This is a genomic window from Bradyrhizobium sp. 160, assembly GCF_023073735.1.
In the GTDB taxonomy this organism is placed as follows: domain Bacteria; phylum Pseudomonadota; class Alphaproteobacteria; order Rhizobiales; family Xanthobacteraceae; genus Bradyrhizobium.
Map to the genome: position 1 here is coordinate 1 of NZ_JADPKD010000033.1, position 25,934 is coordinate 25,934.

Here is a 25,934-nt window from a genome sequence, read left to right on the forward strand (position 1 = left end):
GGATGCCGTCGGGCGCATCATCGACACTTACACGCCCGCAGAATCCTCAAACTACTTCACTGCCGCGGGATACTTGCAACCTGATCGGCTAACGCTCTAGAGCATGATCTGGGAAAGCGTGTAGCGGTTCTCCGAATAGATCATGCTCAACCAATAACCCAAAGCGCAATGACGATTCATCCTGATCTCATCGCGCTTTAGCCTGCGTATTCGTGGGTAATGTCACGATAGGCATAGCGATCGCGGATTTCGCGGTTGAAGAACGACCCCTTTGAGCGGGCCTGACTGAACGCGGCCGCGACATCGGCCGGAACGTCCTCGTAGACATACAGGCGACCGCTGACGAAAGTCACCTTCAGCTCACGCGTATCGGGCGCATAGCGAAAGAAGCGGATCACTGACGACGGCATGACGGTGCACCTTGGCCCCGTCGGAATAACGCTATCTCAGTCGTTTCGTTGCTCTCCGAAGCGATCGTTCCACGCCGGCTGCGCCCCGGCGAACGGCAGGGCCGTCGCGCCGTAAACGCCGCGGGCGATGGCGCGCGCGACCACGTTGGCTGCGACCGTGCCGAGTTCGGTGAGGCCGACCAGGGGCTCGATCGGTTTCACGCAGGTCGCGGCGGCGAACAGCACGTCGCCGTCGGTCGGCGCATGCACCGGATAGATCGCGCGGGCAAAGCCGGTATGCGCGATCATCGCCAGCCGCTTGGCCTGGGGCTTGGTCAGCACCGCGTCGGTGACGACGATGCCGATCGTGGTATTCTCGCGCGCGCTCGCGGCAGGACCGCCCTTGATGCGCATGCGGAGCATGTCGTCGGTGAACTTGTCCGGCAGGCCGCGTCCGCCGAATTCGCCGTCCACCTCGAACGGCGCCGCCCAGAACCACGGTCCGTTGCCGACGGTGACGCTGCCCACCGCGTTGACGGCGACGATCGCCGCGACCTTGGCGCCCTCGGGCGTCACCGCCGAGGCCGAGCCCAGCCCGCCCTTGAACGTCGCGGTGGTGGCACCGAGGCCGGCGCCGACGCTGCCGAGCGCGAAGTCCGTGTCGGCGGCGGCTGCCGCGGCGTAGCCGAGCTCGCGATAGGGCGAGAAGCGACCCCAGGCCTTGTCGCCGCCGTTGAGGAGGTCGAACAGGATCGCGCCCGGCACGATCGGGATCAGCGCTTCGCGAACCCGGTGGCCGCGGCCCTGCTCGGCGAGCCAGGCCTGCACGCCGCCGCCGGTATCGAGGCCAAAGGCGGAACCGCCCGACAGCGCGATGGCGTCGACGCGCTCGATGGTATTGGCAAGATCGAGCAATGCCTCCTCGCGTGTGCCGGGTCCGCCGCCGCGAACATCGATCGCGGCGATCGCGGGAGAATCGAAGATGACCGCGGTCGCGCCAGAGGCGACTTTTGCGTCTTCGGCATGGCCGACGCGGACGCCGGCAACGTCTGTGAGGAGATTCTTCAAACTGGCCTCGCGAGCTGAGAGGAGTTCGCATCTGCGATAGCGCAGAGACGTCGCAGGCTCAACTGGCGAGGGCCGCCCTGAGCATCTTGGCGAGCTCGGATTTGCGGTAGGGCTTGGCCAGCAGCAGCACGCCGGAATCGAGCCGGCCGTGATGGACGATGGCGTTCTCAGTGTAGCCCGAGGTGAATAGCGTCTTCAGGTCGGGGCGGAGCTTGTGCGCTTCGTCGGCAAGCTGGCGGCCGTTCATGTTGCCCGGCATGATGATGTCGGTGAAGAGCAGGTCGATGGTCTTGTCGCTGTCGATGATGGCGAGGGCCTCGGCGCCGCTGGCGGCCTCGAGCGCGGTATAGCCGAGGCTTCTGACCTGCGTCACAACATATTGCCGCACCAGGGCGTCGTCCTCGACGATCAGGATCTTCTCATTGCCACCTGCGATCGGCGCATTCTGGAGCGCCTCGAACGCGGTCTCCTGCACTCCGGTCGAGCGCGGCAGGTAGATCTTCACGCTGGTGCCGTGGCCTTGCTCGCTGTAGATCTTGATGTGGCCGCCCGACTGCTTAACGAAGCCGAACACCATGCTCAAGCCCAGGCCGGTGCCCTTGCCGACCTCCTTAGTGGTGAAGAAGGGATCGAATACCCGGTCGATCAGGTCCGGCGGAATTCCGCTGCCGGTGTCGCTGACGGCGATCATTACGTAATTGCCGGCGACCACGTCGGGATTCATACTGGCATAGCCGTCGTCGAGGAAGATGTTGCGCGTCTCCAGCACCAAGGTGCCGCCGTCGGGCATGGCATCGCGCGCGTTCAATGCGAGATTCAGGATCGCGGTGGAGAGCTGGCCCGGATCGACCAGCGCGGGCCAGGCGTCCTCGGTGAGCTGCGGCAAGATCGTGATCTGCTCGCCCAGGGTCGGATGCAGCAGCTTGGCAGCTTCGAGCACCAGTGCATTGACGTCGATCTCGCGCGGTTGGAGCGGCTGCTTGCGCGCGAAGGCGAGCAGGTGCTTGGTCAGTTGCGCGCCGCGTTCAGCCGCATCGTCGATCAACTTGGTGATGGCGGCAAGCTCCGGCCTGTCGGCGACGGCGTCGCTGAGAATGCCGATCGTGCCCGTGATGACGGTCAGCACGTTGTTGAAGTCGTGAGCGACGCCCCCGGTCAACTGGCCGATCGAATCCATCTTCTGGACCTGCCGGAGCTGGGCCTCGGCGGCCTGCTTGTCGGTGAGGTCGCGGCCGATGAAGAAATGGCGTTTCACCGGCTCCGACCAGGTGCCCATCCAGTTCAGCGTGACCTCGTGACCGTCGTAATGGTAGTAGCGCGCCTCGAAGCTGCGCTTGACCGCGCCACGCCGGGCTGCGCGCATCTCGCTCCGCGTCTTCTCGAGATCGTCAGGATGGATGAACTCGGTCGCGCTGTGCCCGACCATGTCCTCAGGGCTGTAGCCGAGAATGTTCTTCACGCTCGGGCTGACCTGGACGAAATTGCCATAGCCGTCGGTGACCAGGATCAGGTCCTGCGATGTCTCGAAGATGCGCTGGCGTTCTTCAGTCTCGCGGCGCAGCTTCTCTCTCGCCTGCTTCTCTTCGGTAATGTCGTGGGCGATCTTGGAGGCGCCGATGATCTCGCCCTGATCTGTGCGCAGGGGGGAGATATTCAGGACGACGTCGAGTGGGCGTCCGTCTTTTCGGATGCGGACCGTCTCGTGCTGGGCGATCGACTCGTTGCTGGCGACACGATTGAGGATGCTCCTGACTTCGCCCTTGCGGTCCGGCGGCACGATGATGTCGATTGGCTGGCCGACGGCCTCCGCAGCGGAATAGCCGAACAGATGTTCGGCGGCCTTGTTCCAGCCTGTGATGATGCCGTCGAGCGTTTTCGTGATGATGGCGTCGTTGGAGGACTCGATCACCGCGCCATACAGCGCGAGGCGCTTGCCGTAATAGTCGCGTTCCGAAGCCGATTGCTGGCGCAACCTGCCGACGAGGCCCATCGTGTGCGCCTGAAGACGGACATTCTCGATGAGGAGCACCGCGAGCACGAAGGTTGCTGCGGCGAGGCCGTAGAGCCGGCCGGCATAAAAGCCGAGGTCGAAGCGCGCGACGTTGACGATCGCCGACAGCGCGATGTCGAACAGCCAGGCGCACATGACGACCATGAGCCAGACGTCGATCACCGTATGCGGTCTGCGGAACCAGAGCGAGACAAGCGCGGCAAAGCTCAGCGACCACACGAAGGACACGACGCCGATCATGGTCGGCGTGTAGTGGCCGTCGCGCAGCAGGACCGGCAACACATCGTGTTGCGCGGTGACGATCCAGGTGAAGACGGCGATCGCGACGATGATTCCGAGCACGCAGGCATAGATCGCACTGCTCGTCGCACCCCGAACCTGGGGGCCCCCGTCCTTTTCCTTCAGCCAGGCATAGCCCAGCACACATAGCGGGAAGACGCCGTGCCAGACCATGTAGAGCCAGACCGTGGTTTGCCGGCCCGCGCCGAAGAGCCCGGTCGGTGTGAACAGGCCGGGGAAGGTGAGGGCATGGACCAGTGCCGCCGCGGCGGTGAAGAGATAACCGGTCGCGAGCCATAGCAATGCACGAGTCCGCAAGACTGCGAATTGCGACAGCAGCAGCACTGCCGTGACGGTGTCGCTGACGGCGAGCGCCGATTGGTAACTCGCGACGAAGGCGGGGACCGGCAGTAGCGGGATACCCGCGTAGGGCAAAGCCGCCGCGAACAGGATCGAGGACACGCCGACAATCGTCAATGCCGCAGCGCGGTCGGTCGAGGTGGCCGGCAGGGTCGAAAGAAATGTGCTTCGGTCGATCGTTGCAGGCACGTCCACCTCTCGCAAGTCGATCTTGAGCTGGTCGGTCTTGTGCTGGTCGGTCTTGAGCTGGGTCTTGAGCATCTCCGCTGGTCTCATTCGGCTGCGAGCCCGTTCATGGTAGCGGGGTTCTGGCGCTCATCGTGAATGGAACCGGTTTACGACTCAACCGAGGGTTACAGCTTACTTAATTCTGGAGAGAACGCGGAGCAGGGATGGGTAAGATGCGCTTTACTGGACGGTGTCATAATGCCCCTCCGCCGCGGCGGGTTCCAAGTTTAAATCAGACGATTTGATTTCGATATCGAGAGTTGTCCCATGCGCCGCGTTCTCGTCATCGACGACCAAAAGGACGTCCGCGCGATGGTCGCGATCGTGCTTCGGGTCAATGGTTTCGAGGTCGTGGAGGCCGAAAGCGGTGCGGCCGGGCTGAAAGCCTTCGCGGAAAGCCCCTTTGACGCGGCGATCGTCGACATCTTCCTCGGTGATACCAACGGCCTGGATGTCATCGCGACCCTGCGCGAGCGCGCGCCTGCGCTCCCCGTCATTGCGGTGTCCGGAGTGACGACGCTCGATTTCATGGACCAATCGCCCCACCTCGCCAATGTGGTCTGCCTGCAAAAGCCGTTTCGACCGAATGATCTCCTGCAAGCTCTGCGAAAGGCCGAGGCGGCGCCCGGCGGCGAACTGCCGGCCGCCGTCTGACCTCACGCAAGAAGAACGCCCCGGGGCGAGCCGGGGCGTGGTGATGATTGGTCGGTCTGAGGCCACCGGCGGGGTTAGGTGCCGTTGCCCCTGATCTCGGCGTAACCGCCCTTGGCATCCCATTTGTAGACGACGTAGTCGATCTGCTTGATGTCGCCCTTGGCGTCATACTCGATCGGGCCGATCACGGTGTCCCACTTGCCGGCCTTGATCGTCTCCATGACCTTCTTGGCGTCGGTGGTGCCGGCCTTCTTGGCCGCCTGCGACCAGACCTGCATCGCCGCGTAGGTGTAGAGCGTGTAGCCCTCGGGATCGATACCCTTGGCCTTGAACGCCTCGACGATCTTCTTCGCCGTCGGCTTGTTGCGCGGATCGGGGCCGAAGGTGAACAGCGTGCCTTCGCCGGCCGGACCGGTGATCGAGGCGTACTCCTTGTCGGCGAGCGCGTCGCCGGCCATTAGCACGGTCTTGAGGCCCTGATCGCGCATCTGACGCAGGATCAGGCCGCTCTCCTGATGATAGCCGCCGACATAGACGAGATCGATGTTGTCGCGCTTCAGGCGTGAGACGATGGCGTTGAAGTCTTTGTCACCCTTGTTGTAGGACTCGTACATCTTCTCGGTGATGCCGGCCTTGTTGAGCGCCTTCTTGGTTTCGTCGGCAAGACCCTTGCCGTAGGTGGTCTTGTCGTTGAGGATCGCGATGTTCTTGCCCTTGTAATTCTTGGCGATGTATTGCGCCGCGATCAGGCCTTGCTGGTCGTCGCGGCCGCAGACGCGCGCCACGTTCCAGAGCTTGCGCTCGGTGAACAGCGGGTTGGTCGAGGCCGGCGTGATCTGGAGCACGTTGCCGTCGGCATAGGCTTCCGAAGCCGGGATCGACGAGGACGAGCAATAATGCCCGGCCACGAACGGGATTTTCGCGCCGGCGATCTTCTCGGCGATCGAGCGCGCCTGCTTCGGATCGCAAGCGTCGTCCTCGACGGATAGGGCCAGCTTCTTGCCGTTGAGACCGCCGGCGGCGTTGATGTCGGCCACGGCCATCTCGGCGCCATTCTTCATCTGGCGGCCGAAGGCGGACTCGCCGCCGGTCATCGGGCCTGCGACTGCGACGGTGACATCCTGCGCGAATGCCGCGCTCGAGAGCGCGAGCGATGCGCCGAATGCCAGACCGATGAGCTTCAGTGATTTCATGAGATACCTCGCGGGTGGTCGCCTGTGGAAGTTGCCGGGCTTGCCCGGTTCAAACCGGCGCCATTCTCGAATGAATTTGAGGAGAAGTCACCGGCAAAATACGGGCATCGGCGGAGATATCTCGCCACATTCGGCCCGCACGTGGGTCTGCCCTTGTCCGGCTTCGGCCGGCGTCAGCCGCGCCGGCCGCCTTCGAGGTAGGCGGCGCGAATCTCGGGGCGCTGCAACAACTCGGCGCCGGTGCCGGCCAGGGTGATCAGGCCATTGACCATGACATAGCCGCGATGGGCGAGCTTGAGCGCGTGGTTGGCGTTCTGCTCGACGATCAGAACGGTCAGACCATCCTGTCGGTTCAGGGTGCGGATCGCATCGAAAATCTGACGGGCGATCAACGGAGCCAACCCGAGCGAGGGCTCGTCGAGCAGGAGCAGGCGGGGGCGGCTCATCAGCGCGCGGCCAATTGCCAGCATCTGCTGCTCGCCGCCGGACAGGGTTCCACCGCGCTGGGCATAGCGTTCCTTCAGCCGCGGAAACAGCGTGAACACGCGCTGGAGCGTCACCTCGCGCTCCACATCCGTGCATTCAGTGGCATCCGCTCCCATCTGAAGGTTTTCCGCAACGCTCATCCGCGGGAAGATGCGGCGGCCTTCCGGCGATTGCGCGATGCGCAAATGCGCGATCTCGTGGGTGGGAACGTCGGTGATATCGCGGCCTTCGTACAGGATCTGGCCGGCACGGGCGCGCGGCTTGCCGAAGATCGTCATCATCAGGGTCGACTTGCCGGCGCCGTTGGCGCCGATCAGGGCAACGATCTCGCCGGCATTGATCTCGACGTCGACGCCCTTCAGCGCCTCAATCTTGCCGTAGGCGGCGCGAAGGCTGCGGATCGCGAGCAGGGGAGTGGGCGCAGACGTCACGTCCCGCCCTCCATCACAGCCACCGCCTCGTCCTCGTCGGCGCCGAGATAGGCGGCGATCACCTTGGGATCGTCGCGGACGTCGCGCGGGGAGCCTTCCGCGATCTTGACGCCATGGTCCATCACCACGATGTGGTCGGAGATTTCCATCACCACCGACATGTCGTGCTCGATCAGCAGGATCGAGGTGCCGAGCTCGTCGCGGATCGAGAGCAGGAGCTCGCTCAAGGCCGCGCTCTCGCGTGCATTGAGGCCAGCGGCGGGTTCGTCCAGGCACAATAGCGCGGGCTCGGTGCACATCGCGCGGGCGATCTCGAGCCGACGCTGGTCGCCATAGGCGAAATTGCCGGCAGCGTCGTCGGCGCGCTCGAGCAGGTTGACCCGCCGGAGCCAGTCGGTGGCGAGATCAATCGCGCGCTTTTCGGCGTCGCGGTAGGCGGGCACGCCGAGGAGACCGAGGAGCGTGAAGCCGGATGCGCGCATCAGCGCGTTGTGCTGCGCCACCATCAGGTTCTCCAGCGCGGTCATGCCGGGAAACAGGCGAATGTTCTGAAAGGTGCGCGCGACCTTGGCCTGCTTGGCGATGCGGAAATCGTTCAGGCTCTCCAGTGCGATCAGCTTGCCGTCGTCATGCTTCAGGCGGATGCTGCCGCCGCTCGGCTTGTAGAAGCCGGTGATGCAGTTGAAGACGGTGGTCTTGCCGGCGCCGTTCGGGCCGATCAATGCGGTAATCTTCTTTCGCTCCGCCGAGAGCGACAGGTCCTGCACGGCGACGATGCCGCCGAAGCGCATGGTGAGCCGGTCGACGCTGAGAATCTGGTCGCCGCTCATCCGTGCCCTTCCTTGACGAGATCGGAGGAGATCGCGTGCGCCTTGGTCAGATACACGGTGGGGGCGCGATGGCCGATCAGGCCGCGCGGCCGCCAGATCATGATCAGCACCATCGCCATGCCGAACACCAGCATGCGGTAAGTCTCAAGGCTGCGGAACAGCTCGAAGCCGCCGATCATGGCGAGCGCCGCGAGCGCGACGCCGAGCTGCGAGCCCATGCCACCGAGCACGACGATGGCGAGCACCAGCGCCGATTCCTGGAAGGTGAAGGATTCCGGGCTGATGAAGCCCTGGCGCGTGGCGAAGAACGCGCCGGCGAAGCCGCCGAACATGGCGCCGGTCGCAAATGCCGTGAGCTTGGTGGTCGTGGTGTTGATGCCGAGCGCGCGGCAGGCGACCTCGTCCTCGCGCAAGGCTTCCCAGGCCCGCCCGATCGGCAGGCGGCGCAGGCGAATCGTGACCCAGTTGGTGAGAAGCGCCAGCGCCAGGATCAGATAGAACAGGAAGACGATGCGGTGGGTCGGCGAATATTCGATGCCGAGCTTGGCAGCTAGCCCGTCGTCGCTGTTGTCGAGCGGGATGCCGAAGAAAGAAGGCCGTGGAATGCCCGAGACGCCGTTGGGGCCGCCAGTGAGCTCCTGCCAATTGATGATGACGAGGCGGATGATCTCGCCGAAGGCGAGTGTCACGATCGCGAGATAGTCGCCGCGCAGGCGCAGGACGGGGAAGCCGAGCAGCACGCCCCAGAATGCGGCGAGGATGCCGGCGAGCGGCAGGCAGATCCAGAACGACCAGCCGAAATTGGTGGCGAGCAGCCCGTAGGAATAGGCGCCGACGGCATAGAAGGCGACGTAGCCGAGATCGAGCAGGCCGGCGAGGCCGACCACGACGTTCAACCCCCAGCCCAGCATGACATAGGTGAGCACGAGGATCGCGAGGTCGAGGATGTAGCGCTGGTTATAGAAGATCACGGGCACCAGCAGCGTGAAGATCAGGAGCGCCGGCGCGAGGTAGCGGCCGATGAAGGATATGCCGCTCTGCACCGCCGGGGGCACCAGCTTCTCGGCACCGCTCGAGCCGATCCATTGCCGCAATAGCTCCATCACGATCGAGCCGCCGAACACCACGGCGACGAGCGAGGCGACCTCGCCGAATCGCGTCCAATAGGTGAGCTGGCCGGAGGATCCTGCCTCGGTGCGCACGCCGACCATCAGCGAGAACAGCACGAGTGCGATCAGCGCGCTAAGGAAGGATTTCTTCAAAATGTAGGAGATGCCTGCTGGGCGATGGTCGGACATGGTCGAGGGAGTCGTCACGCGGGCCGGTCCGTCAGACTTTTTCGACTTCGGGACGGCCGAGCAGGCCGGTCGGCATGAAGATCAGCACGACAATCAGGATCGAGAACGCGGCGACGTCCTTGTACTCCACCGAGAAATAAGCCGACCAGAACGTCTCGATCAGGCCGATCGCAAGTCCGCCGAGCATGGCGCCGGGCAGCGAGCCGATGCCGCCGAGCACGGCGGCAGTGAAGGCTTTGATGCCGGCGACAAAGCCCATGAAGAAATCCACCAGGCCATAATAGAGCAGGTACATCAGGCCTGCGACCGCGGCGAGCGCGGCGCCGATCACGAAGGTCATGGAGATGGTGCGGTCGACGTCGACGCCGAGCAGCGCCGCCATGGTCTGGTCCTGTTCGCAGGCGCGCATGTCGCGTCCGAGACGGGTGCGTGAGACGAGCCAGGTGAAGATCGCCAGCAGCGCGATGGTGGTGATGACCACCATGATCTGGATGTTGGAAAGCTGGATGACGAAGCCGTCCGGGCTCTCATGCAGCGTGTAGCCGCCGGTGATGAAAGGTGGGATCGGCTTGACGCGCGCGCCTTGCGCCACCTGCGAGTAGTTGGTCAGCACGAAGGACATGCCAATCGCCGACAGCATCGGGGCGAGGCGGAAGGAATGACGCAGCGGCCGGTAGGCGATGCGCTCGATGGTCCAGCCGTAGAGCGCGGTGATCACCATCGAGACCAGCAGAACCACGAGCAGGATCACCGGGATTGCGGTGAGGCCGAGCGAGATCAGGATCAGGAAGGTGATCAGCGCAATGAAGCCGCCGATCATGAAGACGTCGCCATGGGCGAAGTTGATCATGCCGACGATGCCGTAGACCATCGTGTAGCCGATCGCGATCAGGCCGTAAATCGAGCCCAGGACGAGACCGTTGATAAGCTGCTGGGCGAAATAATCCATGGGCTGCCGTTACCAAACCTGACGCGGCTCAAAGGGAGCTCTTCGAGAGAGAGGTCGCAAGTTCTCCTCGGGCCCCGGCAGCCCTTGAGCGTTCTTCCAGTTTGTAACAGGAGGGAACTGGACGCTGCAACTGGCCAGATCTCGACATCCAGGCTTGTACAGAGGTCATTTTCGCCTTCGGCTCCCTCGAACAGCGAGGAATCGGGTTCCTGAGCAACCAAAATGGAGCGCGGCCGTTGTCTCGCCTCTGACGTTCAACAAGGGAGTTCCCCCTAATGACGAAGCAGCAGAACCAGAATCCGGGTCAGCAGAGTCAGAACCCCGGCCAGCGCACGCCTCAGCAACAGCAAGGCGGCGGCCAGAAACCCGGACAGCAGCAGCAGGATCCGATGCGCCAGGGCGACCGGCCCGGTCAGCAACAGGGTCAGGACAAGTAGTTTGGGAGCCCAGACGTGAAGAGGGGCCCTGCCGTAAGGCGGGGCCTTTTTTGTGGGCGCCCGGTCCGCCGGGCGGTTAAGGTAAACAAAGGGTTTAAATTGCCGCCACACTCTGATGCGAGTTAGCTCCGGCAAAGCCATTGCCTTCCGTTGAGGGCCTTCGGCAAAGCAAGCGGGAAGCGGCATGTTCAGGAATTGGCGGATCGGCTCGGTCAACGGCGCGCTGCTGGCGGCCTACTTCATCCCGGCCTGGACGCTGGTGGCCTTCAACATCATGGTCGCACCGGTGCACGGCCTCTACGAGCGGCCGAGCGTCGCGGTCGCCCTGTTCCTCAGCGACCATCTCGACATGGCGGGGATGAGCACGGTGCGGGCCGCCTGGCTGCTGGCCCTGGGACGGCTGACCGTCGTGGCGTTCTTTCTGATCTATCTCGCGCTGCTCTGCATCCGCCGCACGCGGAAGAATGGCGGCAGTGACGAGGCGCTCGGCATTGCCCTGGCGATCGGCAGTCTGATCTCGTTTGCCAGCATGGTGATGGCCTCGAAGGTCGGCGAGATGGCCGCGCTCCGGCTGCACGCGACCGAGCTTCTGCTTCTGCTCGGCGCGGCCATCGTCGTGGTGGTCGAGAAGCCGGCGGCAGCGCCGAAGACGGTCGAGATCGCCGCTCCCCTAGGTCTTGAGCAGGCCGAGCTCCTGCACAATCGCTGAGGCTTCCTTCACGGCGTGGTTCGCCGCCGGGACGCCGCAATAGATCGCCTGCTGCAGCAGGATTTCCTTGATGTCGTCGGGGGTGAAGCCGCCTTCGGCGAGCGCCGCACGCACATGCAGGCGGAATTCGTCCCATTGCCCGAGCGCGACCATGGTGCCGATCACCAGCACCCGTCGCGTGCGCTCGTCGAAATGCGGCCGCGTCCAGATCTCGCCCCAAGCGTAGCGGGTGATCAGGTCCTGGAAGTCGGTGTTGAAGGCGTTGCGGCTGGCGATCGACTTTTCGACCCAGGCATTGCCCAGTACCTTTCGGCGTACATTCATGCCGGCATCGCGGCGGTTCTGGTCGTCCATATCTATCCTCCTCTCTGTCATTGCGAGCGCAGCGACAGCAATCCAGAATCTTTCCGCGGAGACAGTCTGGATTTGCTTCGCTGCGCTCGCAATGACGCGTGGTGAGATCAGCGCTGCGTCAAAAATCCCACCACGGCATCTGTAAACGCGTGCGGCTGCTCGACGTTGGAAATGTGGGCCGCATCGATGATGGTCATGCCGGCGCCGGGAATGTTCGAGCGGATCAGCTCGCCCGCCGAGATCGGCGTCGCCATGTCATGGCGGCCGGCGATCACCAGCGTCGGGCTCTTGATCTTGGGAAGCAGCGCGCGATGGTCCAGTGTCGACAGCGCCTCGCAGCAGGCGAGATAGCCCTCGACGGGCGAAGCAAGCAGCATCGACTTCATCGTCGCGGTGATCTCGGGCTCGCGCTCGCGGAAGTCCTGGGTCAGCCAGCCTGCAATGACGGCATCGGCGACCGCCGCGATGCCACCCTTCTTCACAGCGTCGATGCGCTCCAGCCATTTGGTCGGTTCGGCATAATAGCAGGAGGTGTTGGCGAGGATGATCTTGCCGAAGCGTTCCGGGGCGTTCGCGCCCAGCCATTGTCCGACCATGCCGCCCATCGACAGGCCGCACCAATGCACCTTCTCGATGTTGAGATCGTCGAGGATCGCGAGCACGTCGCGGCCGAAGCGCTCCATCGTGTAGGGACCAGGCGGAACGTTGGACTTGCCATGGCCGCGGCGGTCGTAGCGGATGACGCGGAACACCTGCGTCAGCGCCTTCATCTGCGGCTCCCACATTTGCAGCGTGCAGCCCAGCGAGTTGGAGAGCATCAAGGTCGGGCCGCCGTCGCGGCCTTCGACCGAGACGTTGAGCAGGCAACCGTCGGCATCGATCATGGGCATGCGGCGTCTCCGTCGGATTCGCGGTGCTTATTCGCGATCGAGGCTGTCGAGCAGCCGGTCGATCAGCGCTTGGGAAGCTCCTTGATAGGCCATCGGCTCGAACAATGCCGCAATTTTTTCCGGCGGCAGATGAGCGGTCACAAGCGAATCAGCCGACAGTACCTCGCGCAAATGCTTCTTCTCGGCGACCGCGCGCTTGCTGGCGGCCTCAACGAGATGATGGGCATCGCTCTTGCCGATCTTCTCTGCCAGTGCAAAGGTGACCGCTTCCGCCATGATCAGGCCGTGCGTCGCATCGAGATTGCTGCGCATGCGCGCGGTGTCGACGTCAAGGCCCTCGGCGATATCAACGACGGCGGCAAGCGCGCCCGAGGTGACCAGCATCAATTGCGGCAGCGTCGGCCATTCCGCATGCCAGGGGCCGGCGCTGCGTTCGTGGTCCTGCACCTGCGCGGCAAAAATCGTCGCGGCGAGTTGCGGGGCCATGGTCGCCGCGCCGAGCGCGCTGGCGGCGGCGACTGGGTTGCGCTTGTGCGGCATAGTCGAGGAGCCGCCGCGGCCTTCGCCGGCGGGCTCGAACGCTTCGGCAACGTCGGTCTGCATCAGCAGCGAGACGTCGCGAGCGATCTTGCCGCAGCTGCCGGCGAGAATCGCAAGGCAGGACGCGGCTTCCGCGATGCGGTCGCGATGGGTGTGCCAGGGCGCATCCGGCAATGGCAGGTTCAGCTCCTGCGCCAGCCGCTCTGCAACAGCGAGTCCCTTGTCGCCGAGCGCGGCGAGCGTGCCAGCGGCGCCGCCGAATTGCAGCGCGAGACCCTCGCGGGAGAGCCGCCTGAGGCGGCAGCGGCTGCGGGCAAGGCTTGCGGCGTATTCGGCAGCCTTCAGCCCGAACGGCATCGGCAGCGCGTGCTGGAGCCAGGTGCGCGCGACCATTGCGGTGGCGCGATGGGCGCGCGCCAATGCGGCAAGACCCTTGATGGCGCGGTTGAGGTTCGCGTCCAGCGCACCGATGCCGGCGCGCAGCGTGAGCATGGTCGCGGTGTCGATGACGTCCTGGCTGGTCGCGCCCCAATGCACGTAACGCGCGGCCTCCGCATCGGCCCTGCCGACATTGGCGGTCAGCGCCTTGACCAGCGGAATCGCGAGATTGCCTGATCGCGTCGCGGCCTCGGCCAGGACTGCCATATCAAAGGAATCAGCCTTGCAGGCGGACGCGATCGGCTCCACCGCGGATGGGGGAATCACACCTGTGGCGGCTTCGGCCCGTGCCAGAGCTGCCTCGAAATCGAGCATGTTCTGGAGGGTCGACCGATCGTCGCAGACCGCGCGCATGGCGGCGCTTGACAGCATCGGCGCGAGCAGGGGGGAGAGGGATGTGCTCATATTGTGCGGGACCTAACCACCATGGCCCGCCTGTGCCAATCCCAAACCATCGGCGCAAGCTTTTTGCAGTTGCGAATATGCATTGCACGTGACCGGGGGCCGCCCTTTCCTTTACGGCGTTCGTGCGTTACTTGAGCAGCATTATAGTTGTGCGATCCGGGAGGCACCCATGGCCATGACGATGAACGGCGAAGTCCAGCTTGCGGCGCCGCGCGAGGCCGTGTGGGACAAGCTCAACGACCCCGAGGTGCTGAAGGCCTGCATCCCCGGCTGCGAGGAGCTGGAGAAGACCGACGACGGCGGCTTTCGCGCAACGGCGAAAATGAAGGTCGGCCCGGTGTCCGCGCGCTTCAAGGGCAAAGTCATGCTCTCCGATCTCGACCCGCCCAACGGCTACAAGATCTCCGGTGAGGGTGAGGGCGGGGTGGCCGGCTTCGCTAAGGGCGGCGCGGCCGTCAGGCTCGCGGAGAAGGACGGCGGCACACTGCTCTCCTACGACGTCGAGGCGCAGATCGGCGGCAAGTTGGCGCAGCTCGGCCAGCGCCTGATCAATGGCGCCGCCAAGAAGCTGGCCGACGAATTTTTCGCGAACTTCGCCAAGGCGGTACAGGGCTGAAGGCTATCGCCTTTGGACATGGCGCCTTGCGTCCGGGGCGATGTTGCCCCCGGGCATAATGGCCCATATGATGGGTCGGAATAATTATAAGAACCGCTTCGATGGGACCCGTCGGGGCGCTGATAGAGAGTGCTTATGGCAAAAATCTCCCTCATCGTGAACGGCAATCCGGTCACGGCCAATGTCGATCCCCGCACCCTTCTGGTGCAGTTCCTGCGCGAGAATCTGCGGCTGACCGGGACCCATGTCGGCTGCGACACCTCGCAGTGCGGCGCCTGCGTCGTGCATCTCGACGGCAAGGCCGTGAAGTCCTGCACCACGCTGGCGGTGATGGCCGATGGCCACGAGGTCAAAACGATCGAGGGGCTCGCCGCGGATGGCGCGCCGTTGCATCCGATGCAGGAGGCCTTCCGCGAACATCATGGCCTGCAGTGCGGCTTCTGCACGCCCGGCATGATCATGACCGCAATCGACATCGTGCATCGCAAGGGCCATGAGCTCGACGACCACACTATCCGCGAAGAGCTGGAAGGCAATCTCTGCCGCTGCACCGGCTATCAGAACATCGTCGCCTCGATCACCGCCGGTGCGAAGGCGATGGCCAAATCCGATCTCGCGTAGACCACGCGCGCATTCCGCGATCAGGACACACCCATGTATGAATTCAAATATCATCGCCCGGGCACCGTGCGCCAGGCGGCCAATCTCCTGGTGAAGAACGAAGACGCCAAGGTGATCGCCGGCGGCCACACGCTGATTCCCGTCATGAAGCAGCGCCTCGCCAGCCCGCCGCATCTGGTCGACCTCTCTCATATCGAGGGGCTCGACACGATCGAGATGAAGGGGCGCTCGCTGGTGATCGGCGCCACCGCCAAGCATGCCGAGGTAGCAAGCTCCCCGATCGTCGGCGAGGCGATCCCGGCGCTCGCCAACCTTGCGGGCGGAATCGGCGATCCCGCCGTGCGTCACAAGGGCACGATCGGCGGCTCGCTCGCCAACAACGATCCGACCGCGGATTATCCGGCCGCGGTCCTCGCGTTAGGGGCGACCATCGTCACCAATAAGCGCCGCCTGAAGGCGGAAGAGTATTTCCAGGGCCTGTTCTCGACCGCGCTGGAAGCCGACGAGATCATCACCAAGGTGATGTTTCCGCTGCCGAAGAAGGCGGCCTATGTCAAATTCCGCAACCAGGCTTCGCGCTACGCGCTGGTCGGCGTGTTCGTGGCGCGGCGTCCGTCGGACGTGCGCGTCGCCGTCACCGGTGCCGGCTCCGAAGGCGTGTTCCGCGTCACCGCCTTCGAGGAGGCCCTGAAGAAGCGCTTCTCGTCGAAGGCGCTTGACGGCATCGTGATGCCGCCCGAAGGCCTCAACAGCGACATCCACGGCAGCGCCGAGTACCGTGCGCATCTCATCGGCGTGCTGACGCGCCGCGCCGTCGATGCCGCCAATGCCAAGGAATGAGCTGACCTCATTCCGCGGCCCAAACTGTCCCCGGTGAGGGCGTAGTGAGACTGGCTTTTTCATGACTTCAGCGGCCAATTCTTCCGGTGCTTTGCCGGCATCGGTCGATGCGATGCTCGAACTCCTGACCTCGCGCGGCTACCTCGCCGAGCGGTCGCTGGCCACGGTGACCTATCTGTCGCTGCGCATGGGCCGGCCGCTGTTCCTGGAAGGCGAGGCCGGCGTCGGCAAGACCGAGATCGCCAAGGTGCTTTCGGCGGCGCTGGGGCGGAAATTGATCCGCCTTCAGTGCTACGAGGGCCTTGACGTCTCCTCCGCGGTCTATGAGTGGAACAGCGCCGCGCAGATGATCGCAATCCGGATGGCGGAAGCGGCCGGCGACACCGATCGCGACCAGCTATCGAGCGACATCTTCGCGGACCGTTACATGATCAAGCGGCCGCTCCTCCAGGCGCTGGAGCCCGACGTCGCGGGTCCGCCGGTGCTGCTGATCGACGAACTCGACCGCGCCGACGAGGCGTTCGAGGCGTACCTGCTCGAAATCCTCAGCGACTTCCAGGTGACGATCCCCGAATTCGGCACCGTGAGGGCGCCGCACCCGCCGATCGTCATCATCACCTCCAACCGCACCCGCGAGATCCACGACGCGCTGAAGCGGCGCTGTCTCTATCACTGGGTGGATTATCCCGCCGCCGAGCGGGAGCTCGCGATCGTCAAGACGCGCGTGCCCGGCATCTCGGCGAAGCTTTCGCAGCAGGTCGTACGCTTCGTCCAGGCGCTGCGCAACCAGGACTTCTACAAGTCGCCGGGTGTCGCCGAGACCATCGATTGGGCCACCGCTTTATCGGAGCTCGACGCCCGCTCGCTGACCCCGCAAGTGGTCGGTGATACGCTGGGCGCGCTGCTCAAATACCAGGACGACATCACCCGGATGCAGGGCGATGCCATGCAGAAGGTGCTGAAGGACGCCACGAGCGAGTCGTAGGGGCCGTCGTTCCGGGGCGCGACGCAGTCGCGAACCCGGAATCTCGCGCCGCAATCTCTGGATTCCGAGTTCGCCGCTTGAGCGGCGCCCCGGAATGACGGAGAGAGGGATTAGGCCATGGCTATCAACCATCTTGCCCCCGAGCAGACCGAGCAGTTCGCCGACAATATCGTCGGTTTTGCCCGCGCGCTGCGTGCGTCGGGAATGCCGGTGGGCCCAGGCGCCGTCATCGATGCCATGAGCGCGCTCCAGGTGATCGATATCGGCAGCCGCACCGATGTCTTCGCCACGCTTGAGGCCATCTTCGTCAAGCGCCACGAGCATGCGCTGATCTTCAAGCAGGCTTTCAACCTGTTCTTCCGCGCCTCCGAGGAGTGGAAGCACATGCTGGATTCGGTGCCGCTGCCGGAGCAGGCCAGGAAGAAGCCGCAGGCAGGCTCCCGCCGCGTGCAGGAGGCGATGTCGCAGCCGCGCATGACGGAGACGCCGCAGCACCAGGAGCAGGATCTGCGCCTGTCGGTCTCCGACAAGGAGATCCTCCAGAAGAAGGACTTTGCGCAGATGAGCGCGGCCGAAATCGCCGAGGCGCTTCGCGCCGTCGAGCGGATGCGGCTGCCGCAAGCCGAGCTCCTGACGCGCCGGCGCCGGCCCGATGCACGCGGGCTACGCCTCGACCTGCGCCGCACGCTCCGAGCATCTTTACGCACTGGCGGCGACATCATCGACATCCATCGCCTTGGACGGATCGAGAAGCCCGCGCCGATCGTTGCGCTGCTCGATATCTCGGGCTCGATGAACGAATACACCCGCCTATTCCTGCATTTTCTCCATGCCATCACCGATGCGCGCAAGCGCGTCTCGGTATTCCTGTTCGGCACCCGGCTGACCAACGTCACCCGCGCCCTGCGCCAGCGCGACCCTGATGAGGCGCTGGCGAGCTGCTCGGCCTCGGTCGAGGATTGGGCCGGTGGCACGCGGATCTCTGCCTCGCTGCACAACTTCAACAAATTGTGGGCGCGGCGCGTGCTGAGTCAGGGTGCCATTGTGCTGCTGATCTCCGACGGGCTGGAGCGAGAGGCCGATTCCAAGCTGGCCTTCGAGATGGACCGGCTGCACCGATCCTGCCGGCGGCTGATCTGGCTGAACCCGCTGCTCCGGTTCGGCGGTTTCGAGGCCAAGGCGCAGGGCATCAAAATGATGCTCCCCCACGTTGACGAATTCCGCCCGGTACATAATTTGAGTTCGATCCAGGAGCTGATCACCACGCTCTCCCAGCCGCTGCCGCCGCATCACCGCAGCCTGATCCGCTCCGCAGCTTGAGAGGCCACCCATGCTCGATCGCGACGAGGATATTCTGAAGGCGGCGGAGGACTGGCAGAAGGCGGGCCGTGGGGTTGCGCTCGCCACCGTCGTGGAGACCTGGGGCTCGGCGCCGCGTCCGGCGGGCTCGAGTCTCGTCATTAATGACGAGGGCACGTTCTTGGGCTCCGTCTCCGGCGGCTGCGTCGAGGGCGCCGTGGTCACCGAAGCCATGGACGTGATCGAGAGTGGCAAGCCCAAGATGCTGGAGTTCGGCGTGGCCGACGAGACCGCCTGGAATGTCGGGCTGTCCTGCGGCGGCACCATCCGCGTCTTCGTCGAGAAGGTCGGCTAGCCGTGAAGCTCGCGATCCTGCACGAACTCAACGCCGAGCGCGCCGCGCGCCGGCCGGTTATTCTGGTGACGGACACCGAAAGCGGCGAGCAGCGCCTGGTGAAGGCGAAGGACTTTGCCAAAGATCCGCTGCGCGCAGAGCTGGAAAAGCAGCTTCGCACGGGCAAGAGCGCCAATGTCGAGGCCGGCGGCAAGAAGCTGTTCCTCAACGTCTATGCGCCGACCGCCAAGCTCGTCATCGTCGGCGCGGTGCATATCAGCCAGGCCTTGGCGCCGCTGGCGCGCTCGCTTGGCTACGACGTCACTGTGGTCGATCCACGCACGGCATTTGCAAGCCCTGAGCGCTTCCCCGATATTCCGCTGATCGCCGAATGGCCCGACACCGCGCTGCCGCCGCTCAATGTCGATGCCTACACCGCCTTCGTCGCGGTAACGCACGATCCCAAGATCGACGATCCCGCGCTGCTGCACGCCTTCGAGCGCAATTGCTTCTACATCGGTGCGCTCGGCTCGCGGAAGACGCACGCCAAGCGCGGCGACCGGCTGCGGGCGCAGGGCGCGAAAGAAAGCGACATCGCGCGCATCCATGCGCCCATTGGCCTGGCGATCGGCGCGGTCTCGCCGGCCGAGATCGCGGTGGCGATCATGGCCGAGATCACGGCGGTGTTGCGCCTGCCTCCGAAAGAAAAAGAAGAAGCGGCATGAAGTTCGGCCCGGCGAGTCCGAGGGATGCGATCGGTGGGGTGACCGTCCACACCCTGCGGCAGGGACCGCTGGTGCTCAAGAAAGGCACGACGATCGGCCCCACCGAGGTCGAAGCGCTGGAGCGCGCCGGCATCAAGGAGATTGTCGTGGTGCGCATGGAGCCGGGCGACGTCTCCGAGGACGTTGCGGCCGCCAGCATCGCGCTTGCCGTCGGCGGCGAGGGCATCCAGGTCGAGCGCGCCTTCACCGGCCGCGCCAATTTGTTCGCCGCGCGGGCGGGCGTGCTGGTGATCGACCGCGCCGCGGTCGACCGCATCAACAATGTCGACGAGGCCATCACCTTTGCCACGCTGCAGGCGTTCAAGCCGGTGGTCGAGGGCGAGATGGTCGGCACCGTCAAGATCATCCCGTTTGGCATCGGGGAGAGTTTGCGCGATGCCGCGGTGAAGGCCGCCGGCAAGGACGTTCTCAGAATCGCCCCTTACGTCATCAAGCGTGTTGGGGTGGTCTCGACTCTCCTGCCGGGCCTGTCTTCCAAGGTTATCGACAAGACGCTGCGCGTCACTGCCGAGCGCCTTGCACCGGCCGGCGCCAGCATCATCGCCGAGCGGCGGGTCCCGCATGAGGAGCAGGCGCTGTCGGCTGCGATCAAGGAGTTGCTCGGGCTGGGCGCTGAGCTCGTGATCGTGTTCGGCGCGTCCGCCATCGCCGATCGCCGCGACGTGATTCCGGCGGCCGTCACCGGCATCGGTGGTGAGATCGAGCATTTCGGCATGCCGGTCGATCCCGGCAATCTGCTGCTGATCGCCCGCGCCGGCGAAGTCCCCGTGCTGGGCGCACCCGGCTGCGCGCGCTCGCCGGTCGAGAACGGTTTTGACTGGGTGCTAATGCGACTGCTCGCCGGCATCAAGGTGACGCGGTCCGAGCTGATGGGCATGGGCGTCGGCGGCCTCCTGATGGAGATCGTGACGCGGCCGCAGCCGCGCGCAAAACCCGACACCGAGGGCAACAGTCAGGTCGCCGCCATCGTGCTGGCGGCGGGCCGCTCCACCCGGATGGGCGGACCGAACAAGCTGCTCGCGGAGTTCGAAGGCAAGAAACTGGTGCGGATCGCCACCGAGCAGGCACTGGCCTCCCGGGCATCCGAGGTGATCGTCGTCACCGGCCACCAGGCCGAGCTGGTCGAGCAGGCGCTGCAAGGCCTGAAGGTCAAATTCGTCCGCAACCCGGATTTCGCCGGCGGCATCGCGAGCTCAGTCAAGGCCGGCATCGCGGCCGTGCCCGAGGCCTGCGATGGCGCCGTGGTTTGCCTCGGCGACATGCCGCTGATCGACGCCGGCCTGATCGACCGCCTCATCGACGGCTTTGCGCCGGACCGCGGCAACCTCATTGTCGTGCCCGTCAGCGAAGGCCGCCGCGGCAACCCGGTGCTGTGGTCGCGTCGCTTCTTCAAGGAGTTGATGACGCTCGATGGCGACGTTGGCGCGCGACACTTGATCGCCAAGCACACCGAAGCGGTGGCCGAAGTGCCCGTCGACGGCGAGAGCGCCTTCCTCGACATCGACACCCCGCAGGCCCTGGAAGCGGCACGGCGCGGATGACAGTGTCGTAGCAACCCTCGCAAGTCGCCCATTTCAACCACCCGTTCACCATCTGGAAACGACCGCCGCTTAGAGTCGCCTTCGCCTGCCTTGGGGGGAGGGGTTTTTCCATGGCTTCGAACGTCGTCGCGCGCCGTTGCGCGATGTTTTTCTTTGCGCTCTCGGTTTGTGTCTCCGGCGCCCGTCACATCACCGAAGCTCACGCCGCCGGTGCCATCGCGGTCGGCAAGTGCGGCGCCTATGGCCATGCCTATGATTACGGCGCCGAGCACGAGGCCCGGGCCGCGGCACAGAAGCAGTGCAAGGGTGATTGCACCACCGTCACGATGAAGCGCGCCTGTGCTGCGATGTCGGTCGATCTCGCCAACCCGTGCGGCGCCTATGGTTATGCCGTCAAGCCGAAGATCTCGGCGTCGCTGAATGCGGCGACGCGCGAATGCTACAAATACGGCGGCAAGGAATGCGTGATCCGCGCCTGGGCCTGCGACGCCAAGGGTTGATCCCTCGAGCGCTGAATCTTCTTGCTGGCATTCCGGGGCGATGCGTAGCATCGCGCGTGGAATGACAGTTAGGAATACACATGCAGTTCGACACCAAGATCGCCATCGTGATCCGCACCGATCTCCAGGCCTGGCAGAAGCTCAACGTCGCGTCTTTCCTCACCAGCGGCATCGCCGCGGCCTTTCCGGAATGTATCGGCGAAGACTATGAAGACGCCTCGGGCACGAAATATCACGCGCTGATCGGCCAGCCGATCCTGATCTATGGCGCCGATGGTCCGGCATTATCGCGCGCGCTCGACCGGGCGCTGACGCGCAACGTCAAGCCGGCGGTCTATACCGAGGACATGTTCAAGACCACGCACGATGCCGCCAATCGCGAGGCGGTGAGGGGCGTGGCGCGCGCCGAGCTTAATCTCGTCGGCATCGCGATGCGTGCCGAGCGCAAGGTGATCGACAAGATCGTCGACGGTCTGAAGTTTCACAGTTGAATTTAGCTGCTGGTGTTTCACCTCTCCCGCTCGCAAGCGGGAGAGGGAACGCACCTCACCCCGGCGGCATGCCATCGAACTTTAGCAGGCTGGGGTCGAGGCCGTCCCAGTCATGGCCGCGCGCGGCGAAAGTGACCGCCTGCGGCTTGTAGCGGGCGGGCTCGTCGAGGCTTGCGGCGCGGATCGTGAAGACGTCGGGCTGTGCCGCGAAGGTCATGTACACAGGCACGCCGCATTGCGTGCAGAAACCACGCGTCTTGACGTTGCCGCTGTCGGCGACCATGTCCCAATGCTTAGCCTCGCCGGTCACCGTGACGCCGGCGCGTGCGAACGTCGCGTACGAGCCATGCCCGCTGCCGCTTTCCCGCTGGCAGTCCCGGCACTGGCAGTGGTTGCTGAACAACGGCTCGCCGGCAATTGAATAGCGGATCGCGCCGCAGGCGCAGCCACCGGTATAGGGTTTGTCCATCGCGATATCTCCTCACGTCTCGCCGCTGATCTCGTCGAGCTGTCTGACGACTTTTTTCCAGCCGCCGCTCATCACGTCGTAGGCCGACTCGTTCCTCGGCATGACGAAGCCCGCATGGATCAGGCGGATCCGCGTGCCGGCTTCGACCGGGGCGAGGGACCACGTCACGACAGTGTCGAGCGGCGCGCCGTAACCGGTGTTGCGCTCATCGCCGCCTTTCCAGGCGTAGACAAGACGCCTGTTAGCCACCACCTCGAGAACCCGGCAATGAATGACGCCGTCCCAGGCACCGCCCGGGGTGGTCTGGAATGTGAAGGTGTTGCCTTCAACCGGCTCGAAGCCGGTCGGCTTCATCAGCCAACGCCCGATCAACTCGGCACTGGTCAGCGCCTTCCAGATCGTCTCCGGCGCATGAGGGAGCACTTCGTCAACGACGATGTCCCGGACGATATCTTGGGTCTCGGCTTTCAACTCGGCTGCACTCACGGATCGATCTCCTTCAAGAGGTCACGCAGGTTCTGGAAGCGCTCGCGCCAGAACACGCCGTAATGGTCCATCCAGGTGACCAGGGGCTCGAGCCCTTGCGGCGCGGCGCGGTAGTAGACATTGCGGCCCTCGGCGCGCTCGGCGACGAGGCCGGCCTGCTTGAGGGATTTCAGGTGCTGCGAGATCGCGCCCTGGGTCACGCCGCTGCCGCGTGTCAGCTCGGCGACGCTGATTTCCCGGCTGTCGAAGACGCGTTCAAATACGGCGCGGCGGGTTGGATCGGCGAGGGCGCGCATCACGGCCGTTACGGGATTGGGGGTGGCTTCCATCATGAGAGACGCATTAGCACACGCTAATCAATTAGCAAACACTAATTTGTCGCGCGCGGCACTATTCCTCCACCTGTTGACAATGACTGACTAGTCAGTCATAAGCTAACCATGACGAAGAAGCCAGCCAGAACGATCGCATCCGCGGCTCAAGCCGCGAGCCAGACACCCGAAGTCGGCGCTGAGGCCGAGGCCCGCGTTTCAAATCGGGCCGCCCGGGCCGCGGAGCGGCGCGCGGCGATCGTGGAGGCGGCGATGGACGAGTTCATCGCCCGCGGCTTTGCCGCGACCCGGCTCGACGACATCGCCAAACGGGCCGGCGTCGCCAAAGGCACGATTTACCTGCACTTCAAGGACAAGGAATCGATGTTCGAGGAGTTGGTGCGCACCGTGATCGTGCCGGTGGTCACACGCCTCACGACGCTGCCGCCGCCGACCGGAACGGTCCGCGACCTTGTCGAGACCTTTGCCAGCAACTTTCTGAAGGAGGTCATCGGCACCAGGCGCGGCGACCTCGTGCGCCTGATCGTGGCGGAGGGGCCGCGCTTTCCGTCCGTCGCCGATTTCTACTACCGCGAGGTCGTCTCGCGCGGAATTGCGGGCATGCGCGCGCTGATCGAGCTCGGCATCGCCCGTGGCGAGATCCGCGAGAAAAATCTCGCGCGGTTTCCCCAGATCATGGTTGCGCCCGCCATGATCGCAGTGATCTGGCAGAGCTTGTTCGCACGGCACGCGCCGCTCGACGCGCAGGAGATGCTGCGCGTCCATCTCGATTTGATTTTTGGCGAACGGAGGACGACATGAGGTCGTCACAAATCATGTCTCACCTCATCCTGAGGAGCGCGGAAGGCGCGTCTCGAAGGATGCAGGCTCGGCTGTGGCTCCTCGCCCTTCGAGACGCCGCGGAGCCTGTCATCGGGCCGCGCTCCGCGCGGACCCGTTGGCGGCTCCTCAGGGTCAGGGAGCGACAGCTGTCGCGCCTTTGCTCGATCGTGGTGCTGGCGATCGTAACCTCGCTTGCCGGCTGCCAGGAGAAGCGCGATCCCGGCTTCCAGGGCTGGGTCGAGGCCGACATGATCTTCGTCAGCCCGGACGAAGCCGGCCGCGTGACCAAGCTCAACGTCCGCGAGGGCGACGAGGTCAAGGTCGGCGATCACCTCTATTCCGTCGATGACGACCTCCAGCTTGCCGATCTCAACCAGCAGAAGGCGACGCTGGCGAATGCGCAGCAGACCTATGACCGGGCGGCCTCGCTGAGCAAAACCGGCTCCGGCACGCAGGCCAACCTCGATTCTGCTGTTTCGGCTTTACGGGTGGCGCAAGCGCGGGTGGCGACGTCGGAGACGCGGCTAGCGCGCCGCAAGGGCTTTGCGCCGGTCGCCGGCACCATCCAGCAGATCTACTTCCGCGAGGGCGAAATGGTGGCGGCGCAGCGGCCGGTGCTCTCGATCATGCCGCCCGGCAACATGAAGCTGCGCTTCTTCGTGCCGGAGAGTGAGTTGCCGAAGCTCGCGATCGGCGACACGGTGCGCATCGCCTGCGACAATTGCGCGGCCGATCTCACCGCAAAGATCTATTTCATCGCGACCTCGGCCGAATACACCCCGCCCGTCATCTACAGTCTCGATGAGCGCAACAAGCTGGTCTATCTGATCCAGGCGCGGCCCTCGCGCCCCGACGCCTTGCGCGTCGGACAACCGATCAACGTCTACCTCGATCCGAAGACACCGGTGGCAGACAGGCGATGAGCGGCGGCAACGGCATCGCGATCGACGTCAAGGGCCTGAGCAAGTCGTTCGGGGGCCGCGAGGTGGTGCACGATCTGTCGATGCAGGTGAGGCGCGGCTCGATCTACGGCTTCCTCGGGCCGAACGGCTCGGGCAAAACCACCACCATCCGCATCCTCTGTGGCCTGCTCACGCCCGACAGCGGCGAGGGCACCTGCCTCGGCTACGACATCCGCCGCGATGCCGAAAAGATCAAGCGCCAGGTCGGCTACATGACCCAGCGCTTCAGCCTGTATCAGGACCTCTCGGTGCGCGAGAACCTCGAATTCGTCGCGCGGCTCTATGGCCTCACTGACGCGCGCGGCGCTGCGCGAGACATGATCAAGCGGCTCGGACTGTCGGGCCGCGAGGAGCAGCTGGCCGGCGAGCTCTCCGGCGGCTGGAAGCAGCGCCTGGCACTCGGGGCCTGCACGCTGCCCAATCCGCAACTCCTGCTGCTCGACGAGCCGACCGCCGGCGTCGATCCCAAGGCGCGGCGCGACTTCTGGAACGAGATTCACGCGCTCGCCGCCGACGGCCTCACCGTGCTGGTCTCGACCCATTACATGGACGAGGCCGAGCGCTGTCACGAGATCGCCTATATCGCCTATGGTCATCTCCTGACGCATGGCACGGTGGAGCAGGTGATCGCGAAATCCGCGCTCACCACCTACACGGTCACGGGCGAAGACCTCAATGAGCTCGCGGCCGCGCTCACGGGCAAGCCCGGCATCGACATGGTGGCGCCGTTCGGCACCTCGCTGCACGTTTCGGGGCGCGACGTCGCTGCGCTCGAGGCCAGCATCGGGCCGTGGCGCGAGAGAAGCGGCCTGCACTGGCAGAAATCGTCGCCATCGCTCGAAGACGTGTTCATCGAGCTGATGAGCCGCTCCAAGGACAATTTCCAGTAAGGACCATTTCCA

General features: G+C 64.7%; 30 protein-coding genes. 16 read left to right on the forward strand and 14 right to left on the reverse strand.

Going from position 1 to position 25,934, the window contains the following annotated elements:
• Positions 1-197 precede the first annotated feature (197 nt).
• From IVA98_RS13620 to IVA98_RS13630, 3 genes are read right to left on the reverse strand one after another with little or no spacing between them, the layout of a single operon-like run.
• Positions 198-410: a KTSC domain-containing protein gene (locus IVA98_RS13620; RefSeq protein WP_247296620.1), complete on the reverse strand. Its 213-nt coding sequence runs from the start codon at positions 408-410 to the stop codon at positions 198-200.
• Between the two features lie 36 nt (positions 411-446).
• Positions 447-1,457, reverse strand: coding sequence for a P1 family peptidase (locus tag IVA98_RS13625; RefSeq protein WP_247296621.1), 1,011 nt, complete (start codon positions 1,455-1,457; stop codon positions 447-449).
• A gap of 58 nt (positions 1,458-1,515) precedes the next feature.
• The gene (locus IVA98_RS13630) at positions 1,516-4,368 is read right to left on the reverse strand and encodes a PAS domain S-box protein (protein ID WP_247355090.1); all 2,853 of its coding nucleotides are present in this window, start codon (positions 4,366-4,368) and stop codon (positions 1,516-1,518) included.
• Positions 4,369-4,602: 234 nt separating this feature from the next.
• Here IVA98_RS13630 and IVA98_RS13635 point away from each other — a divergent pair, with 234 nt between their 5' ends.
• Entirely contained in the window at positions 4,603-4,989 is a 387-nt protein-coding gene (locus IVA98_RS13635) for a response regulator (RefSeq protein ID WP_247296625.1), read from the forward strand.
• Positions 4,990-5,063: 74 nt separating this feature from the next.
• On the opposite strand, the gene IVA98_RS13640 is transcribed toward IVA98_RS13635, so the two are convergent.
• The 5 genes from IVA98_RS13640 to IVA98_RS13660 all read right to left on the reverse strand — a co-directional run bounded on the left by IVA98_RS13640 (position 5,064) and on the right by IVA98_RS13660 (position 10,176).
• The gene (locus IVA98_RS13640) at positions 5,064-6,182 is read right to left on the reverse strand and encodes a branched-chain amino acid ABC transporter substrate-binding protein (protein WP_247334493.1); all 1,119 of its coding nucleotides are present in this window, start codon (positions 6,180-6,182) and stop codon (positions 5,064-5,066) included.
• A gap of 173 nt (positions 6,183-6,355) precedes the next feature.
• Positions 6,356-7,099 carry an ABC transporter ATP-binding protein gene (locus tag IVA98_RS13645; RefSeq protein ID WP_247296630.1) on the reverse strand — a complete coding sequence of 248 codons (744 nt, stop codon included), beginning with the start codon at positions 7,097-7,099 and terminating at the stop codon, positions 6,356-6,358.
• Entirely contained in the window at positions 7,096-7,929 is an 834-nt protein-coding gene (locus IVA98_RS13650; protein ID WP_247296632.1) for an ABC transporter ATP-binding protein, read from the reverse strand. Before IVA98_RS13650 ends, IVA98_RS13645 begins: the two co-directional genes overlap by 4 nt.
• A complete protein-coding gene (locus IVA98_RS13655; protein WP_247280767.1) occupies positions 7,926-9,227 on the reverse strand; it encodes a high-affinity branched-chain amino acid ABC transporter permease LivM in 1,302 nt (433 codons plus the stop codon). The genes IVA98_RS13650 and IVA98_RS13655 overlap by 4 nt, the downstream gene beginning before the upstream one ends.
• 31 nt (positions 9,228-9,258) lie before the next feature.
• On the reverse strand, positions 9,259-10,176 hold the full coding sequence (locus IVA98_RS13660; RefSeq protein WP_247296635.1) for an ABC transporter permease subunit: 918 nt from the start codon (positions 10,174-10,176) through the stop codon (positions 9,259-9,261).
• Between the two features lie 275 nt (positions 10,177-10,451).
• On the opposite strand from IVA98_RS13660, the gene IVA98_RS13665 reads away from it, so the two are divergent.
• Both IVA98_RS13665 and IVA98_RS13670 read left to right on the forward strand, forming a co-directional pair.
• Positions 10,452-10,613 (forward strand): hypothetical protein, encoded by a 162-nt coding sequence (locus IVA98_RS13665; RefSeq protein ID WP_164934786.1) that lies wholly within the window; start codon positions 10,452-10,454, stop codon positions 10,611-10,613.
• 184 nt (positions 10,614-10,797) lie between these two features.
• A complete protein-coding gene (locus IVA98_RS13670; RefSeq protein WP_247296637.1) occupies positions 10,798-11,322 on the forward strand; it encodes a hypothetical protein in 525 nt (174 codons plus the stop codon).
• Here the strand turns inward: IVA98_RS13670 and IVA98_RS13675 are convergent.
• From IVA98_RS13675 to IVA98_RS13685, 3 genes are all read right to left on the reverse strand, one after another.
• Positions 11,284-11,676, reverse strand: a complete 393-nt coding sequence (locus tag IVA98_RS13675) for a carboxymuconolactone decarboxylase family protein (protein WP_247296639.1) — start codon at positions 11,674-11,676, stop codon at positions 11,284-11,286. The genes IVA98_RS13670 and IVA98_RS13675 overlap by 39 nt on opposite strands.
• 107 nt (positions 11,677-11,783) lie before the next feature.
• Positions 11,784-12,566, reverse strand: a complete 783-nt coding sequence (pcaD, locus tag IVA98_RS13680) for a 3-oxoadipate enol-lactonase (RefSeq protein ID WP_247296641.1) — start codon at positions 12,564-12,566, stop codon at positions 11,784-11,786.
• Between the two features lie 27 nt (positions 12,567-12,593).
• Positions 12,594-13,949: a 3-carboxy-cis,cis-muconate cycloisomerase gene (locus IVA98_RS13685; protein ID WP_247296643.1), complete on the reverse strand. Its 1,356-nt coding sequence runs from the start codon at positions 13,947-13,949 to the stop codon at positions 12,594-12,596.
• Between the two features lie 169 nt (positions 13,950-14,118).
• On the opposite strand from IVA98_RS13685, the gene IVA98_RS13690 reads away from it, so the two are divergent.
• The 10 genes from IVA98_RS13690 (at position 14,119) to IVA98_RS13735 (ending at position 21,961) form a co-directional block, all read left to right on the forward strand.
• On the forward strand, positions 14,119-14,565 hold the full coding sequence (locus tag IVA98_RS13690) for an SRPBCC family protein (protein WP_247280730.1): 447 nt from the start codon (positions 14,119-14,121) through the stop codon (positions 14,563-14,565).
• A 135-nt stretch (positions 14,566-14,700) separates the two neighbouring features.
• Complete coding sequence (locus IVA98_RS13695) at positions 14,701-15,186, forward strand: (2Fe-2S)-binding protein (RefSeq protein WP_247280731.1); 486 nt, start codon at positions 14,701-14,703, stop codon at positions 15,184-15,186.
• A gap of 33 nt (positions 15,187-15,219) precedes the next feature.
• Positions 15,220-16,026: an FAD binding domain-containing protein gene (locus IVA98_RS13700; RefSeq protein ID WP_247334497.1), complete on the forward strand. Its 807-nt coding sequence runs from the start codon at positions 15,220-15,222 to the stop codon at positions 16,024-16,026.
• A gap of 61 nt (positions 16,027-16,087) precedes the next feature.
• Positions 16,088-17,011 carry an AAA family ATPase gene (locus IVA98_RS13705; RefSeq protein WP_247296649.1) on the forward strand — a complete coding sequence of 308 codons (924 nt, stop codon included), beginning with the start codon at positions 16,088-16,090 and terminating at the stop codon, positions 17,009-17,011.
• Between the two features lie 117 nt (positions 17,012-17,128).
• Positions 17,129-18,331: a vWA domain-containing protein gene (locus IVA98_RS13710; protein WP_247296651.1), complete on the forward strand. Its 1,203-nt coding sequence runs from the start codon at positions 17,129-17,131 to the stop codon at positions 18,329-18,331.
• A gap of 10 nt (positions 18,332-18,341) precedes the next feature.
• Positions 18,342-18,665, forward strand: a complete 324-nt coding sequence (locus tag IVA98_RS13715; RefSeq protein WP_008564652.1) for an XdhC family protein — start codon at positions 18,342-18,344, stop codon at positions 18,663-18,665.
• A 2-nt stretch (positions 18,666-18,667) separates the two neighbouring features.
• The gene (locus IVA98_RS13720; RefSeq protein ID WP_247296653.1) at positions 18,668-19,369 is read left to right on the forward strand and encodes an XdhC family protein; all 702 of its coding nucleotides are present in this window, start codon (positions 18,668-18,670) and stop codon (positions 19,367-19,369) included.
• Complete coding sequence (locus IVA98_RS13725; RefSeq protein ID WP_247355091.1) at positions 19,366-20,970, forward strand: NTP transferase domain-containing protein; 1,605 nt, start codon at positions 19,366-19,368, stop codon at positions 20,968-20,970. The genes IVA98_RS13720 and IVA98_RS13725 overlap by 4 nt, the downstream gene beginning before the upstream one ends.
• Before the next feature lie 110 nt (positions 20,971-21,080).
• Positions 21,081-21,470, forward strand: coding sequence for a DUF4189 domain-containing protein (locus tag IVA98_RS13730; RefSeq protein ID WP_247334500.1), 390 nt, complete (start codon positions 21,081-21,083; stop codon positions 21,468-21,470).
• Positions 21,471-21,550: 80 nt separating this feature from the next.
• Complete coding sequence (locus IVA98_RS13735) at positions 21,551-21,961, forward strand: PTH2-like family protein (protein ID WP_247296657.1); 411 nt, start codon at positions 21,551-21,553, stop codon at positions 21,959-21,961.
• 55 nt (positions 21,962-22,016) lie between these two features.
• Here IVA98_RS13735 and IVA98_RS13740 read toward each other — a convergent pair whose 3' ends face one another.
• From IVA98_RS13740 to IVA98_RS13750, 3 genes are read right to left on the reverse strand one after another with little or no spacing between them, the layout of a single operon-like run.
• Positions 22,017-22,430 carry a GFA family protein gene (locus IVA98_RS13740; protein WP_247296659.1) on the reverse strand — a complete coding sequence of 138 codons (414 nt, stop codon included), beginning with the start codon at positions 22,428-22,430 and terminating at the stop codon, positions 22,017-22,019.
• A 12-nt stretch (positions 22,431-22,442) separates the two neighbouring features.
• The gene (locus IVA98_RS13745) at positions 22,443-22,916 is read right to left on the reverse strand and encodes an SRPBCC family protein (RefSeq protein WP_247296661.1); all 474 of its coding nucleotides are present in this window, start codon (positions 22,914-22,916) and stop codon (positions 22,443-22,445) included.
• Complete coding sequence (locus tag IVA98_RS13750; RefSeq protein ID WP_247280742.1) at positions 22,913-23,248, reverse strand: ArsR/SmtB family transcription factor; 336 nt, start codon at positions 23,246-23,248, stop codon at positions 22,913-22,915. The genes IVA98_RS13745 and IVA98_RS13750 overlap by 4 nt, the downstream gene beginning before the upstream one ends.
• 108 nt (positions 23,249-23,356) lie before the next feature.
• Between IVA98_RS13750 and IVA98_RS13755 the strand changes: the two genes are divergently transcribed.
• The 3 genes from IVA98_RS13755 to IVA98_RS13765 are packed head-to-tail and all read left to right on the forward strand — an operon-like array spanning position 23,357 to position 25,922.
• Positions 23,357-24,049 (forward strand): TetR/AcrR family transcriptional regulator, encoded by a 693-nt coding sequence (locus tag IVA98_RS13755; RefSeq protein ID WP_247355092.1) that lies wholly within the window; start codon positions 23,357-23,359, stop codon positions 24,047-24,049.
• On the forward strand, positions 24,046-24,993 hold the full coding sequence (locus tag IVA98_RS13760; protein ID WP_247355093.1) for an HlyD family secretion protein: 948 nt from the start codon (positions 24,046-24,048) through the stop codon (positions 24,991-24,993). Before IVA98_RS13755 ends, IVA98_RS13760 begins: the two co-directional genes overlap by 4 nt.
• Positions 24,990-25,922 carry an ABC transporter ATP-binding protein gene (locus tag IVA98_RS13765; RefSeq protein ID WP_247334503.1) on the forward strand — a complete coding sequence of 311 codons (933 nt, stop codon included), beginning with the start codon at positions 24,990-24,992 and terminating at the stop codon, positions 25,920-25,922. Before IVA98_RS13760 ends, IVA98_RS13765 begins: the two co-directional genes overlap by 4 nt.
• The last annotated feature ends 12 nt before the right edge of the window (positions 25,923-25,934 follow it).